Annotated in this window: 14 protein-coding genes; 3 read left to right on the plus strand and 11 right to left on the minus strand. The window is 75.8% G+C overall.

Going from position 1 to position 14739, the window contains the following annotated elements; translation table 11 throughout:
* Positions 1-7: 7 nt before the first annotated feature.
* From E1O70_RS08950 to sigE, 3 genes are read right to left on the minus strand one after another with little or no spacing between them, the layout of a single operon-like run.
* The gene (locus E1O70_RS08950) at positions 8-1447 is read right to left on the minus strand and encodes a S1C family serine protease (RefSeq protein ID WP_061267642.1); all 1440 of its coding nucleotides are present in this window, start codon (positions 1445-1447) and stop codon (positions 8-10) included.
* Positions 1444-2412 carry a zf-HC2 domain-containing protein gene (locus tag E1O70_RS08955; protein ID WP_061267641.1) on the minus strand — a complete coding sequence of 323 codons (969 nt, stop codon included), beginning with the start codon at positions 2410-2412 and terminating at the stop codon, positions 1444-1446. The genes E1O70_RS08950 and E1O70_RS08955 overlap by 4 nt, the downstream gene beginning before the upstream one ends.
* A complete protein-coding gene (gene sigE / locus E1O70_RS08960; protein WP_061267693.1) occupies positions 2409-3026 on the minus strand; it encodes an RNA polymerase sigma factor SigE in 618 nt (205 codons plus the stop codon). The genes E1O70_RS08955 and sigE overlap by 4 nt, the downstream gene beginning before the upstream one ends.
* Positions 3027-3269: 243 nt before the next feature.
* Between sigE and E1O70_RS08965 the strand changes: the two genes are divergently transcribed.
* Positions 3270-3875 carry an O-methyltransferase gene (locus E1O70_RS08965; protein WP_369824879.1) on the plus strand — a complete coding sequence of 202 codons (606 nt, stop codon included), beginning with the start codon at positions 3270-3272 and terminating at the stop codon, positions 3873-3875.
* 41 nt (positions 3876-3916) lie between these two features.
* Here E1O70_RS08965 and E1O70_RS08970 read toward each other — a convergent pair whose 3' ends face one another.
* The 6 genes from E1O70_RS08970 to dapE form a co-directional block, all read right to left on the minus strand.
* Complete coding sequence (locus E1O70_RS08970) at positions 3917-5542, minus strand: leucyl aminopeptidase family protein (protein ID WP_061267640.1); 1626 nt, start codon at positions 5540-5542, stop codon at positions 3917-3919.
* Positions 5543-5710, minus strand: coding sequence for a DUF3117 domain-containing protein (locus E1O70_RS08975; RefSeq protein WP_064506638.1), 168 nt, complete (start codon positions 5708-5710; stop codon positions 5543-5545).
* Between the two features lie 122 nt (positions 5711-5832).
* Positions 5833-7050 carry a hypothetical protein gene (locus E1O70_RS08980; RefSeq protein ID WP_061267639.1) on the minus strand — a complete coding sequence of 406 codons (1218 nt, stop codon included), beginning with the start codon at positions 7048-7050 and terminating at the stop codon, positions 5833-5835.
* The gene (folP, locus tag E1O70_RS08985; RefSeq protein ID WP_082774428.1) at positions 7047-8042 is read right to left on the minus strand and encodes a dihydropteroate synthase; all 996 of its coding nucleotides are present in this window, start codon (positions 8040-8042) and stop codon (positions 7047-7049) included. The genes E1O70_RS08980 and folP overlap by 4 nt, the downstream gene beginning before the upstream one ends.
* Positions 8043-8055: 13 nt before the next feature.
* Positions 8056-8895 (minus strand): LOG family protein, encoded by an 840-nt coding sequence (locus E1O70_RS08990; protein ID WP_061267638.1) that lies wholly within the window; start codon positions 8893-8895, stop codon positions 8056-8058.
* Between the two features lie 10 nt (positions 8896-8905).
* Complete coding sequence (gene dapE, locus E1O70_RS08995; protein ID WP_061267637.1) at positions 8906-10033, minus strand: succinyl-diaminopimelate desuccinylase; 1128 nt, start codon at positions 10031-10033, stop codon at positions 8906-8908.
* A 36-nt stretch (positions 10034-10069) separates the two neighbouring features.
* Here dapE and dapD point away from each other — a divergent pair, with 36 nt between their 5' ends.
* Positions 10070-11062: a 2,3,4,5-tetrahydropyridine-2,6-dicarboxylate N-succinyltransferase gene (dapD, locus tag E1O70_RS09000; RefSeq protein ID WP_061267691.1), complete on the plus strand. Its 993-nt coding sequence runs from the start codon at positions 10070-10072 to the stop codon at positions 11060-11062.
* Between the two features lie 31 nt (positions 11063-11093).
* Positions 11094-12071 (plus strand): hypothetical protein, encoded by a 978-nt coding sequence (locus E1O70_RS09005; RefSeq protein ID WP_082774426.1) that lies wholly within the window; start codon positions 11094-11096, stop codon positions 12069-12071.
* A 102-nt stretch (positions 12072-12173) separates the two neighbouring features.
* On the opposite strand, the gene E1O70_RS09010 is transcribed toward E1O70_RS09005, so the two are convergent.
* Positions 12174-13472 carry a citrate synthase gene (locus E1O70_RS09010; RefSeq protein ID WP_021482791.1) on the minus strand — a complete coding sequence of 433 codons (1299 nt, stop codon included), beginning with the start codon at positions 13470-13472 and terminating at the stop codon, positions 12174-12176.
* Between the two features lie 115 nt (positions 13473-13587).
* Complete coding sequence (gene dapC / locus E1O70_RS09015) at positions 13588-14730, minus strand: succinyldiaminopimelate transaminase (RefSeq protein WP_061267636.1); 1143 nt, start codon at positions 14728-14730, stop codon at positions 13588-13590.
* Positions 14731-14739 lie beyond the last annotated feature (9 nt).

Below are 14739 nucleotides of genomic sequence, written 5' to 3' on the forward strand. Positions count from 1 at the left end.
CGACAGACTACTCGCTCGTGGCCTCGTCGAGGACGACGCGCACGTCGCGCTCCTGGTCGCCGGTCCGCACACGCAGGGTCACCGCGTCCCCCGGCGCCTTCGCCCGGATCGCGACGATGAGCTCGTCCGACTCGGTGACGGGCCGGCCGTCGATGGACAGGATCACGTCTCCCGGCCGGATCCCGGCGGCGTCCGCCGGGCCGTCGGGCGTCACCGCGGGCGTCCCGGACTGCGCGTCGGTCGAGACCTGCACGCCCTCGCCCTGGTAGCGCTGGTCGAGGAGCACGCCGATCACCGGGTACGTCGCGACGCCGTCGGCGATGAGCTGCTCGGCGGTCCGGCGGGCCTGGTTCGACGGGATGGCGAACCCGAGCCCGATGCTCCCGGTGGCCTCGCCGCTCCCGGGCGGCTGCGCGATGGCCGAGTTGATGCCGACCACCTGGCCCCGGCCGTCGACGAGCGGGCCGCCGGAGTTGCCGGGGTTGATCGCGGCGTCCGTCTGGATCGCGTTGATGAACGCCGTCTCCGCCGCGGCACCCGCCTGGACCGGGCGGTTGAGCGCGCTGATGATCCCCGTGGTCACGGTCCCGTTGAGCCCGAGCGGCGCGCCGATGGCCACCACCGGGTCCCCGACGACCACCTCGTCGGAGTCGCCGAGCGCGAGCGGCGTGAGGCCCGAGTCCTCGACCTTGACGACCGCGAGGTCGTAGTCGACCGTCCGCCCGACGAGCTCGGCCGGGCTCTCGTGCCCGTCGGAGAAGAGCACGACTATGTCGCCGCCGTCGGCGGCCGACGCGACGACGTGGTTGTTCGTGAGGATGAAGCCGTCCTCCCGCAGCACGAAGCCCGATCCGGTCGCGACGCCGTCGGCCCCGCGGACCTGGAGCGAGACGACGCTGGGCAGCACGGTCGCCGCGATGTCCGCCACCGAGCCGTCGGGGCGGTCCGCGCCGGGCTCGACGCTCGCGGGCGGCAGCGCCGAGACGGACGAGCCGGAGGGCTGCGGGTCGGCGAGGCGGTCGGCCGCGACGCCGCCGAGGGCGCCCGCGACGAGCGCGAGCACCGCGACGCCCGCGACGGCGGCCGGGCGCAGGCCGCGTCGCGGGGCGGTGCCGGCGGGTCCGCGGGGCACGCCCACGAGGGTCGGGTCGACGGACCCGCCCGGGCGCGTCGGCGCCTCGGGCTGGCCGAACGCGCTCAGCCGCTCCCAGGGGTCCGTGGGCGCCGCGGTCGAGGGTTCCGCAGGCGCGGGCACCGCAGGCGGCGGCGGGACCGGTCCCGGACCGTACGCGGGCGCGGCGTGGCCCGACGCAGCGCCCTCGGTGAGCCGTGGCGCCTCGGCGGACGGCGGGACGGGCACGCTGCGGTAGGCCGACGGCGGCGCGAACGGGTTCGGCGCGGCGTCGCGCGGACCGGGCTGCTCCGGTCCGGTCTGGGGGTCGGTCATGAGGTGCCGAGCGCTCCTGTCATGGTCGTCCAGCCCCGGGAGATGCGCGCCGGGACCCCGGCATCGTAGTCACGGGCCGGGAACGCCGCCACGAGGGCGGCGACCGTCTCCTGCTCGGTGTCGGCGACGACGTCGATCACCGTGTCGCCCGACTGCCACACGACGTGCCACGGGGCCTCGGACAGCACGTGCACGCGGCGCCCGTCGACGTCCCACGTCTCGCCGCCCGCGAGCGCCGACGTGTCCAGCAGGCCGGTCTGCTCGCGCACGACCGCCTCCCCACCCGGCGCCTCGAGGTCGATCTCCAGCACGCCGCGCCGCGCGTCGTCGCGCACGTCGGCCACGCGGAATCCCTCGGGGAGCGGCGTCGGGCAGGTCCAGCCCTGCGCGGCGAGCGCCGCGAGGGCGGACGCGCCGCCGTCGGCGACCGTCCCCCCGCCCGACCCGCCGTCCAGGCCGTCGGTCCGCGCGCCGCCGACGACGAGCGCGCCCGTGGCCCGGGGCGCGGCCTGCGCGAGCACGGTGAGCGGGTCGCTGCGGTGCAGGTCCGGCGTGACGAGCGGGCTCTCCCCGAGCGCGAAGAGGCCGACCGCCGCGACGCCGACGCCGCCGACGACGAGACCGACGACCCGCCGCCGGAGCGAGCCGCGGCGCACCTCGCCGCTCCACGCGCCGCGCGGGAGCGTCGCGGGCGTGGCCCAAGGGTCGCTCGGCGCGGGCGCCGCGCGCAGCGGGTCGCCGTCCGTCGGCGGGATCTGGGCGGACAGCGCGAGCAGGCGCGCGGCGAGGTCCGGCGCCGGCTCCACCGGCCCGGCCGCGCTCAGCGCGCGCCGGGCCGCCCGGGCCGCGGAGAGCTCCGCCGCGCACCGCGGGCAGCACGCCACGTGCTCCAGGGCGCGCTCCGCCTCGGCGGGCGACAGCTGCCCGTCGACGAGCGCGGAGAGCCGCGAGCCGAGATGGGTCACGCCGCCCCCCGCGCGCCCACGGCGGTCGGTGCGTCGTCCGACGCCGGACGCTCGGCGGGGTCGCGGTGCGGCAGGGCGGCGCGGAGCTGGGAGCGCGCGCGGTGGATCCGCGAGCGGACCGTGCCGAGCTTGATGCCGAGCGTGACGGCGATCTCCTCGTAGGAGAGGCCCTCGATGTCGCACAGCACGACGGCGGCCCGGTACTCGGGCGAGAGCGCGTCGAGCGCGCGCTGCACGTCGCGGTCGAGGTTCGCGTGCTCGAACCCGCGCTCCGGCTGGGCCTCGGCGCGCGCCGGGTAGTGCCCGTCGTCGTCGCCCATGGCCTCCATCCGGATGCGCTGCTTGCGCCGGACCTGGTCGAGGAACAGGTTCGTCGTGATCCGGTGGAGCCAGCCCTCGAACGTGCCCGGGGTGTAGCTCGACAGCGAGCGGAACACCCGGACGAACGTCTCCTGCGTGAGGTCCTCCGCGTCCTGACGGTTGCCGGTGAGGCGGTAGGCCAGCCGGTAGACCCGCGCCGAGTGCTCGCGCACGATCGAGTCCCACGACGGCGGCACCCACGTGCCCGCGTCCTGCTGGCCGTGCGTGCTGGTCCTCGGTCGTGCGTCGTCCACGTGGTCCATCGTCCCAGAAGAACGTCCCGCCCTCGGCGCGTGTTCCCCGGCTCGCGCGGGACGTGCGCGCGACGTCCACGGCCCGTGCACACGCACGCGGCGCGGGAACGGGCCGGCGTGGGAGGGGGCGGGTACGATCCGAGACAGTGCCGGCCCGGCCCCCGGGGCCGGACGACGGACCACCAGGAGGACCTGATCACCAGCGACGTCGGCACCCACCGCAGCGCCAAGGCGGCGAGCTGGGTGTACAGCGAGGAGTTCGTCCCCGAGGACGAGGTCCTCCTGCGGGCGCGCGACCGCGCGGCCGAGCTCGGCTGCCCCGCGGTCCTCCCGGGCGTCGGGGCCGTGCTCCAGGTCCTGGCCGCGTCCCTCGCGGCCCGCGCGGTCGTCGAGATCGGCACGGGCACGGGCGTCGCCTCGATCTGGCTCCTGCGCGGCATGCCCGCCGACGGCGTGCTGACGACGATCGACGTCGAGGTCGAGCACCAGCGCGCGGCGAAGGCGGCGTTCGCGGAGGAGGGCGTGCCCGCGTCCCGCACGCGCACGATCCCGGGCCGCGCGAGCGACGTGCTCCCCCGCCTCACCGACGGCGCGTACGACCTCGTCCTCGTCGGGGCCGACAAGCACAGCTACCCCGAGTACGTGGAGCAGGGGCTGCGCCTCCTGCGGCCCGGCGGCGTGCTGGCGGTCGACGGCGCGCTCTCGCACGACCGCGTCGCCGACCCCGCACGGCGCGACGAGGTCACGACGATCGTGCGCGAGGTCGGCCGGTCGCTCCGGTCCGACGAGCGCGTGCTGCCGGCGCTGCTGCCCAGCGGCGACGGCCTCCTGCTCGCCGTCCGCCGCTGACCCGCCGCGTCAGAGCCGGCCGAGGTCAGAGCCGGCCGAGATCAGAGCCGGTCGAGCGCCTCGAGCAGCAGCCGGGCACCGAAGCCCGTCGCCCCGGCCACGACCTCGTGCCGGTCGGCTGTAGCGCGCGCCGGTCCCGCGACGTCGAGGTGGGCCCAGGGCACGTCGCCCACGAACTCCCGCAGGAACAGCGCGGCCGTGATGGCCCCACCGCCGGGGCTCTCGACAGGGACGTGCCGCAGGTCGGCGACGTCGGAGCGCAGCGCACCCGCGTAGTCCTCGACGAGCGGCATGCGCCACACCTGCTCGCCCGTCGTGCGGGCGGCGTCCTGGAGCACGTCGGCGACCCCGTCGTCGGTGGCGAACAGGGCTCCGTGGCCACGACCCAGGCCCACGCTCGCCGCGCCGGTGAGCGTCGCGACGTCGACGAGCACGTCGGGAGCGAGCTCCTGCACGGCGTACCCGACGGCGTCGGCGAGGACGAGCCGGCCCTCGGCGTCCGTGTTCGCGACCTCGACCGTGCGCCCCGACCACGTGCGCAGCACGTCACCGGGACGGTACGACGCCGCGCCGACGTGGTTCTCCGCGAGCGGCAGCACGGCGGTGACGCGCCGGTCCGAGCGGGCCCGGGCGGCCCCGAGCACGACGGCGAGCGCGACGGCGGCGCCCGCCATGTCGGTCTTCATGGGCACCATCGCCTCGCGCGGCTTGATGGACAGGCCCCCCGTGTCGTAGGTGATGCCCTTGCCGACGACGACCACGTGCCGCGGCGCGGAGCGGTCCGTCGCCGGGGTCACGCCGTGGTCCGCGGGGTCGTACGTGACGGTGACGAGCCGGGGCCCGCGCGCCGAGCCGGCGCCCACGGCGAGGAGCGCGCCGAAGCCGTCGGCGGCGAGCTCGGCGGGGCCGCGGACGGTGGTGTCGAGGCCGAGCGCGTCGGCCAGCCCGAGGGCGCGGTCGGCGAACCAGGCCGGGTCCTTGACGTCGGACGGTGTGTTCGCGAGGTCGCGCACGAGCCACGTCGCGGCGGCCGCGCGGGTCGCCGCCTCGATCGGTGCCGCCACGTCGGGACGGTCGGGCGGCGTGAGCAGCACGAGCTGCGCGGCGGCGTCCTGCGCGCCGGCGGGCGCGTCGCCGCGACGCGGCTGGGCGTACGCGGCGAGCAGGTAGCCCTCGACGTAGGCGCGGACCTCGGCCGCCCCGGCGTCCGCGGTCACGGCGCTCACGACCCGATCGAGGCCGCGGGACGCACGGGCCAGCGCGGCACCGGCGCGGCGCAGGTCCGTCGCGGTGCCGGCGCCCACGCCGAGCAGCAAGAGGCGGGGCGGCAGGCCCGCCCACGGCAGCCGGGTCGTGGACCCGACGTGCGCGCGCGGCAGGTCCACGCGCACGACCTCGCCGGCCGCGCCGCGGAAGCCCGGGCCGCCCGCACGCTCGGCCAGCCCGGCGAGGTCGACGCCGTACCGCAGGGTCGCGTCGACCGTGCCGGCGCGCGGCTGCAGCCCGTCCTCCGCCTCGCGCGGCGGCGCGACGGCGACCACGACCGCGTCGGCCTGTGCCTCGTCGACGAGCGGGGCGTCGCTCAGCGCGCCCCGTGCACCGACCACCTCCGGCAGCGCGCGCGGGATCTCCGAGGTTCCGGAGACCCGGCGCTCACGTGCGGGCAATCAGCCCACCACGGCCTGGAGCGCCTCACCCAGCTCGCTGGCCTCGGTCGCGTTGAGCTCGACCACCAGACGCCCGCCACCCTCGAGCGGGACCCGCATGACGATGCCTCGCCCTTCCTTGGTGACCTCCAGCGGTCCGTCACCCGTCCGCGGCTTCATCGCAGCCATCGATGGCACTCCATTTCCGTTTGTCCCGAGTCCACCCCGCACGCGCGAGGAGGGGCGTCCGACCTCGGACGACGCCCGGGGGACAGTCTAGTTCACGCGTGCCGACATCCGGGGCGTCCCGGTCACGGCGGCCAGCCCGACGGCGGGACCAGCCGCCACAGCGACCAGACCCACCACACCTGACCCACGACGCACGCGACGGTCACCGCCGCGAGCCACGCGCGCGACCGCGTCCACCCGGCCGTCACCGCGCCGAGCGGGAACGCGAGCAGGAGGAAGCGCACGAGCGACGTGCCCGGCTGGACGGTCGCCACGAGGTACGCCAGGTACGCCCCGGACCACGCGTGCATCTCCGGGCCGAGACGCGCCGCCACCGGGTTGAGCACGAGCGCGGCGGCCACCACGAGCACGAGCGCGAGGAGCCACGGGCCGGCGTCGCCCGCGAGCCACCGCGAGACGTCCACCCACGGCACGAACGGCACGACCTCCGCGCCGCCGCGCCAGGCCTCCTGGGTGCGGAAGTACGCCTGGTGCACGCCCGTGACCGCGCCGCACAGCCAGGGCCACACGAGCCCGCTCGCGAGGGCGACGACGAGCAGCCCGCCCAGCCGGGCGGCGTCGGGCCCGCGCAGGTCACCGCGGCGCCACCGCACGAAGCCGTGCCACAGCACGACCGCCGCCATCGGCAGCGCGACCGCGCGGCAGAAGCCGAGGAGCGCGACGAGGAGCGCCACCCCGGCGTAGCGGCGCCGCGCGAGCAGGAGCAGCGCACCGGCCACGAGGAGCAGGGCGAGCGACTCGGTGTACGCGACCTGGAGGACCGGGCTGGAGGGGAAGACGCTGACGAGCAGCACCGTCGCGAGCGGCAGGCCCGGGCGCCGCTCGACGGCGGCCGCCCCGGCCGTCGCGACGAGCCGATGGACGACGAGCACCGCGCCCGCCCCGCACGCGAGCGCGAGCGTCGGTGCGAGCACCTCCCAGCCGAGCCCCGTGACGGCGTCGAGCGCGCGGACGAGCGCGGGGAAGAGCGGGAAGAAGGCCCACACGTTCTGCTGCACGGCGCCGTCGGGGCCCACGGGGAGCGTGTCCGGGTAGCCGGAGGAGTAGATCTGCTCGTACCAGCTCGCGTCCCACATCCGGGCGACGTAGGCGAAGTACGAGGGCGCGGCGTCGGTCCACAGGTTCTGCTCCTGGGACCGCGCGGCGACGAGCAGCACGACGGCGCTCACCGCCCGGGCCAGGGCGTAGACCACGAGCACCTGCACCCACCACCGCCAGGTGGCGGGCCGCAGCAGCCGCGCCCGCGCCGCGGGAAGGGCGGCCGTGCGCGGCGTCGTCACGCCAGGCCCCGCAGGGCCGCTGCCGGGGCCGTCTCGTCGCGGACGGCGGAGACCAGGTCGAGGACGCGGCGCGTCGCCGCCACGTCGTGCGCGCGGAAGACGCGCGCGCCGAGCCACGCGGCGACCGCCGTCGCCGCGAGCGTGCCCTCAAGTCGCTCGTCGGCCGGGAGGTCGAGCGTCTCCCCCACGAAGTCCTTGCGCGACAGGGCCATGAGGAGCGGGAAGCCGAGCCCCGCGAGCACCTCGGTGCGGCGGAGCAGGTGCAGCGAGTGCCACGTGTTCTTGCCGAAGTCGTGGGTCGGGTCGACGAGCACCGACGCGCGCGGGACGCCGCACGACACCGCCCGCTCGGCCGCGGCCCGCAGCGTCGTCACGACGTCCTGCACGACGCCGTCGCGCGGGTCGGCCGCTCCGGGGCGGGCAGGGTAGGCGACGCGGACGGGGTCCGTGCGCGGCCGCGCTCCCCCGGTGTGGGAGCACACCACCCCGATCCCGTGCTGCCCGGCCACCTCGACGAGCCGCGGGTCGTGCCCGGCCCACGTGTCGTTGACGAGGTCCGCGCCCGCGAGCGCCGCCTCGTGCGCGACGTCCGCCCGCCACGTGTCCACGCTGACGAGGAGGTCCGGGAACTCCGACCGCACGCGGGCGACGAACGGGACGACGCGGCGGATCTCCTCCGCCGGGGTGACCTCCGGGCCGACCCCGGCGCGCACGCCGCCCACGTCGAGGATCTCGGCGCCCTCGCGGACCGCGCGCTCGACGGCGGCGAGCGCCTGGCGGTCGTCGAGCTGGCGCGCCCCGGCGTAGAAGGAGTCGTCGGTGCGGTTGACGATGGCCATCACGGCGGGCCGGCCGAGCTCGCGCCCGCGCAGCACGAGCGAGGTGCCGCGCGGCGGCACCCCGAGGGGCGGCAGCGGGACGGGCGCGCCCTCGGGCGGGTGCGACCCCGGTTCGCCCGCGCCGGAGCCGGGCGCGCCGGGACCTGCGGTCATCGCGCCGCGCCCGTCAGCTCGCGTCGCCGGCCTGCGCCCGGACGAGCTCCTCCGTCGCCTCGCGCTCCTCCGCGCGCAGCTCGGCGCCGCGGTCGCACACGTACTCGACGGCCTCGGCCGGGTCGTCGCACAGGTGGACCAGGTCGAGGTCGTGCTCGCTGATCATCCCGCGCCCCACGACGGCGGTCCGCGCCCAGTCGAGCAGGCCGGTCCAGTAGTCCGTCCCGACGAGCGCGACGGGGAACTCGGTGATCTTGTGAGTCTGGACGAGCGTGAGCGCCTCGAACAGCTCGTCGAACGTGCCGAACCCGCCCGGCAGCACCACGAAGCCCTGCGCGTACTTGACGAACATCGTCTTGCGGGCGAAGAAGTAGCGGAAGTTCACGCCGAGGTTGACGTAGCGGTTCATGCCCTGCTCGAACGGCAGCTCGATCCCGAGCCCGATCGACAGGCCGCCCGCCTCCGACGCCCCCTTGTTGGCCGCCTCCATGATGCCGGGGCCGCCGCCCGTGATGACCGCGAAGCCCTCGTCGACCAGGAGGCGACCGACGTCCTCGGCGAGCGCGTAGTCGGCGTGGTCCGGCTTGGTCCGCGCCGAGCCGAACACGGAGACGGCCGGGCCGACCTCCGCGAGCGCGCCGAAACCCTCGACGAACTCGCTCTGGATGCGCATCACGCGCCACGGGTCGGAGTGCACCCAGTCCGCGTTGCCGCGCGAGTCGAGGAGGCGCTGGTCCGTCGTCTGGCCGGGGATCTGGTCGCCGCGGAGCAGCACCGGCCCCTTGCGGTACCCGGTGCCCGTCTGGGGCACGCCGTCGTCGGAACCCTGCTGGTCACGCACCGTGTCGCTCATGGTCACGAGCCTATGCCGCAGGGGTGGCCGTCAGCCACGCACGGAGCGCGTCGCGGCACAGCGCGAGCTGCCCGACGGGGCACCGCTCGTCGTCCTTGTGCGCGAGCAGCGGGTCCCCGGGGCCGAAGTTCACCGCCGGGACGCCGAGCTCGGCGAAGCGCGCGACGTCGGTCCAGCCGTACTTCGGGGCCGGTGCCCCGCCGGTCACGCCGAGGACGGCCGCCGCGAAGTCCGCCGCGAGCGGGTCGTCGAGACCGGGCCGCGCACCGGGCGCGGCGTCGGTGAGGGTGACCGCGAACCCGGTGAAGAGGTCGCGGACGTGCTGCTCGGCCTCGGCCACGCTGCGGGAGGGGGCGAACCGGAAGTTCACCGTGACGACGCACTCGTCGGGCACGACGTTGCCCGCGATGCCCCCCGTGATGCCGACGGCGTTCATCCCCTCCCGGTACACGAGGCCGTCGACCTCGATCTCCTGGGGGACGTACGCGGCCAGGCGGTCCAGCACCTCGTGCGCGGCGTGGATCGCGTTGGTCCCCGTCCAGGAGCGCGCGGAGTGGGCCGCGACGCCCGGCACGCGCACCTCGGCGCGCAGCGTCCCGTTGCACCCGCCCTCGAGGCCGGCCGACGTGGGCTCCCCGAGCACCGCGAAGTCCGCCTCCAGCAGGTCCGGGCGGTTGCGCGCGAGGCGCCCGAGCCCGTTGAGGTCCGCGGCGACCTCCTCGTTGTCGTAGAAGACCCACGTGACGTCCTGCGCCGGGGCGTCGAGCTCCGCCGCGAGCGCCAGCGCGACGGCGACGCCGCCCTTCATGTCGACCGTGCCGCGGCCCCAGACCTCGGCGTGCGCGCCCTCGCCGACGACGCGCGTCGGCAGGTTCGGCGGGACCGTGAGCGGCACCGTGTCGAGGTGGCCCGCGACGACGACGCGCCGCTCCCGGCCGAGCGCCGTGCGCGCGACGACCGTGTCGCCGTCGCGGACGACCTCCAGGTGCGCGACCGTGCGCAGCGCGGCCTCGACCGCGTCCGCGAGCGCGCGCTCGTCCCCGCTCACGGACGGCACGTCGCACACCGCGCGGAACAGGGCGACGAGGTCGCCGTGGAGGTCGAGCACAGGTCCGGTGCCAGGGGTGGGAGAGGTCACGCCAGCACCCTACCGGCGGCGGATAGGGTGGGGCGCATGACTTCTGCGACCCCCGCGCCCGCCCCCTCGGCGGGCGCGTCCGAGCCGCGTACGGCGTGGGGCTTCGGCCTGGCGACCGTCACCGACGACGGCACGACCCTCGACGTCTGGTACCCCGCGCCGGCGCTCGGCGCCGCCCCGGCGGACGCCGCCGTCCCCGCGTCCCTCGCTGCGCTCGCGGAGCGCGACGAGCTGCGCGGCGTGGACGTCGTCGTGGTGCGGACCGAGGTCGACCTCGACGCCGCCCCCGCCGACACCGCCGACGCCTACCTGCGCCTGCACCTGCTCTCCCACCGCCTCGTCGTGCCGCACGGCCTGAACCTCGACGGCCTCTTCGGCGTGCTGACGAACGTCGTGTGGACGAACCACGGCCCGTGCGCCGTCGACGGCTTCGAGGAGACGCGCCTGCGCCTGCGCGCGACCGGCCAGCCCGTGACCGTGCTCGGCGTCGACAAGTTCCCGCGCATGGTGGACTACGTCGTGCCGTCGGGCGTCCGGATCGCCGACGCGGACCGCGTGCGCCTCGGGGCGCACCTCGCGGCCGGCACGACCGTGATGCACGAGGGCTTCGTGAACTTCAACGCGGGCACGCTCGGCACGTCGATGGTCGAGGGTCGCATCTCGGCGGGCGTCGTCGTGGGCGACGGCTCCGACGTGGGCGGCGGCGCGTCGATCATGGGCACCCTCTCCGGTGGCGGCCGCGAGGTCATCTCGGTCGGGCAGCGCTCGCTGCTCGGCGCCAACGCGGGCCTCGGCATCCCGCTCGGCGACGACTGCGTCGTGGAGTCCGGCCTGTACGTCACCGCGGGGACCAAGGTGACGGTCGTCGGGCAGCAGGACGCCTCGGGCGAGCCGCTCGTCGTCAAGGCGCGCGACCTCGCCGGCCGGTCCGGCATCCTCTTCCGGCGCAACTCGCTGACCGGCGGGGTCGAGGCGGTCTCGCGGACCGGCGCGGGCGTCGAGCTCAACGCCGCGCTGCACGCGAACTGACCGGCCCTCGCGAGCACGCCCCGCCTCGACGATGACGACGACGCAGCCCCCGCGCTCCCCCGACGCCCCGGCGCCGGGGCGTGCCCGGCGGCGCCGACGCCCCCTGCGCACCGCGGTCACCCTCGTCACGGTGGCCGCGGTGGGCGTCGGCGCGGTCGTGGTCGCGCTCAACCGGCTCGACGACGCGACACCCGTCGCGGAGCGCTGCGCCGCGACCGCCGACGGCCGCACGTGGTACCTCTCCGTGACGCAGGCGGACAACGCGGCTCTCATCAGCGGGGCTGCCGTGCGGCGTGGGCTGCCCGCCCGCGCCGCGACCATCGGGCTCGCGACCGCGCTGCAGGAGTCGCGGCTCGTCAACATCGACTACGGCGACCGCGACTCCGTCGGTCTGTTCCAGCAGCGCCCCTCGCAGGGGTGGGGAACCGTCGCGGAGATCATGGACCCCGTCTACTCGACCAACACGTTCTACGACGTGCTCGAGACGGTCGAGGGCTACGAGGGCATGGAGGTCACCGTCGCCGCGCAGACCGTCCAGCGGTCCGCGTTCCCCGACGCGTACGCGCAGCACGAGCCCCGCTCGCGCGCGTGGGCGTCCGCGCTGACCGGCTGGTCGCCCGCGTCGCTCACGTGCGACCTCGCGGCGGTCCCGGCGGAGGAGGTCCCGGCCGACGGCGACCCCGCCGAGCCGTTCCGGGAGCGCGCCGCGCGCGACCTCGGCGACGCCGTCCGCGTCGCGCCGTCGGACGGCGGGGACGGGGGCTTGGCCGTGGTCGACGCGTCCGCGCTCCCCGGCGCCGCGGAGGACGGCGGCGTCGAGCGGTCGGCATGGGCCGTCGCCCAGTGGGCCGTCGCGACGGCGGACGCCACGAACGTCGTCGCCGTCGAGGTCGGCGACCGCCGCTGGTCGCGCGACGGCTCGACGTGGACGACCCTCGACCCGGCCGACCTCGCGCCGCTCGAGCCGGGCACCCTGCGCGTCCACGTCGCTGTCCCCGACGCGTCCTGACCGACCGTCGTCGGTCCCGACGCCGGGTCGCCGACGGGGCCGACGACGAACGCCGCGCCGCTCACCGGGAGGTGAGGGGCGCGGCGTCCGGAGGAGGGATCGTCAGCGGTCGGAGACGGCGACGTAGTCGCGCTCGGTCTCGCCGACGTAGACCTGGCGCGGGCGTCCGATCTTGGTCTGCGGGTCCTTCATCATCTCGCGCCACTGCGCGATCCAGCCGGGCATGCGGCCCAGCGCGAAGAGCGGCGTGAACATGGCGGGCGAGAAGCCCATGGCCTTGTAGATGAGGCCCGTGTAGAAGTCCACGTTGGGGTAGAGCTTGCGCTCGATGAAGTAGTCGTCGTTGAGCGCGATCTCCTCGAGGCCCATGGCGATGTCGAGGAGCTGGTCCTTCTTGCCGAGGGTGGAGAGCACGGCGTCGGCCGACTTCTTGACGATCGCCGCGCGCGGGTCGTAGTTCTTGTAGACCCGGTGGCCGAAGCCCATGAGGCGGACGCCGTCCTCCTTGTTCTTCACCTTCTTCATGAAGGTGTCGACGTCGTACTCCGCGCCAGCGATCTTGTCGAGCATGGTGAGCACCGACTCGTTCGCGCCGCCGTGCAGCGGGCCCGAGAGCGCGTTGACCCCGGCCGCGACGGACGCGTAGAGGTTCGCGTGCGAGGACCCGACGACGCGCACCGTCGACGTCGAGCAGTTCTGCTCGTGGTCGGCGTGCAGGATGAGCAGCTTGTCGAGCGCGTCGACGACGACCGGGTCGGCCTCGTACTGCTGGTACGGCGTCGCGAACGTCATGCGCAGGAAGTCGTCGACGTAACCGCGCGAGTAGTCCGGGTAGAGCAGCGGCTCGCCGACGCGGCGGCGGTGCAGGTACGACGTGATGGTGCGCGACTTCGCGAGGAGCAGGACCGTCGCGAGCTCGACCGTCTCGTCGTCGAACGGGTCGAGGGACTCGGGGTAGAACGTGGACAGCGCGTTGATCGCGGACGACAGCACCGCCATGGGGTGCGCGTTGCGCGGGAACGTGCCCATGAACGTGCGGAAGTCCTCGTGCACGAGCGTGTGCCGGTTGACGCGCTCGACGAAGGCGTCGAGCGTCGCCGCGTCGGGGAGCTCGCCGTGGATGAGGAGGTAGGCGACCTCGAGGAAGCTCGACCGCTCGGCGAGCTGCTCGATCGGGTAGCCGCGGTACCGGAGGATGCCGGCCTCGCCGTCGATGTACGTGATGCTCGACTCGCACGACGCGGTGTTCATGAAGCCGGGGTCGACGGTCACGAGGCCGGTCGACTTGAGCAAGGAGGACACGACGATGCCGTCGTTGCCCTCGGTCGCCGCGACCACGGGCAGGTCCTGCGCCTGGTCGTCGACGAGGAGGCGGACCTTCGCCTGCTGAGTGGTGGTCATGGTTCCCTTCCTGCTGCTGCTCGCGCCGTTGCCGCGCGGTCGACCGTACCCCGCCTCACCCGCACGTGACCAATCAGGAACCGTCACGAGAACACCACACCCGCTGTGATCCAGGTCACGCCAGCGGGAGGCCTCCGGAGAGTCGAGCCGCGGCCTCGTGGACCCGCTCGTCGGTCGCGGTGAGGGCGACGCGCACGTGCCCCGTGCCCTCCGTCCCGTAGAACGCCCCGGGCCCGACGAGGATGCCCCGGTCCGCGAGGGCGGAGACCGTCAGCCAGCAGTCGCCGGCCGCCTCGTCGGCGGGCCGCGTCCACAGGTAGAGGCCCGCCTCGGAGTGGTCGATCACGAGGCCCGCGCCCGTGAGGGCGTCGACGAGCACCTCGCGGCGGCGCGCGTAGACGTCGCGCTGCGCGGCGACGTGCGCGTCGTCGGACAGGGCCGCGACCATCGCGGCCTGGACCGGCGCGGGGACGATCATGCCGAGGTGCTTGCGCGTCGCGAGCAGGTCCGCGACGAGCGCCGCGTCCCCGGCGACGAACGCCGCGCGGTAGCCCGCCATGCTCGACTGCTTGGAGAGCGAGTAGGTGACGAGCAGGCCGTCGTGCGACCCGCCGCACACCGCCGGGTCGAGCAGGCTCGGGACACCGGTCGTCGTGAAGGGCTCGGTCCACGCGAGCTCCGCGTAGCACTCGTCGCTCGCGACGACCGCGCCGATCTCGCGGGCCGCGGCGACGACGCGCGCGAGGTGCGCGGCATCGAGCACCCGGCCCGTCGGGTTGCTCGGCGAGTTGACCCAGACCAGGCGCACGTCGTCGCGCCCGGCCCACGTGTCCACGTCGTCCGTGGCGAGGGGCGTCGCGCCCGCCAGGCGCGCGCCGACGTCGTAGGTGGGGTACGCCGTCCGCGGGTGCACGACGACGTCGCCCGGCCCGAGCCGCAGGAGCGAGGGCAGCAGCCCCACGAGCTCCTTGCTCCCGACGGTGGGGAGCACGGCGTCGGGGTCGAGCCCGGGGACGCCGCGACGGCGGGCGAACCACGCGGAGACCGCCTCGCGCAGGGCGGGCGTCCCGTGCGTCGTCGGGTAGCCGTGCGCGTCGGACGCGGCGGCGAGCGCGTCGCGCACCACGGCGGGGGTCGGGTCCACCGGCGTGCCGATGGAGAGGTCGACCACGCCGCGGGGGTGCGCTCGCGCGCGCTCCGCGTACGGGGTCAGCGTGTCCCAGGGATAGGCGAGACCGGAGAGGTCGGCGAGTCCCACGAGCGCCGG

The sequence above is a fragment of the Cellulosimicrobium funkei genome, from assembly GCF_004519295.1.
Taxonomy (GTDB): domain Bacteria; phylum Actinomycetota; class Actinomycetes; order Actinomycetales; family Cellulomonadaceae; genus Cellulosimicrobium; species Cellulosimicrobium funkei.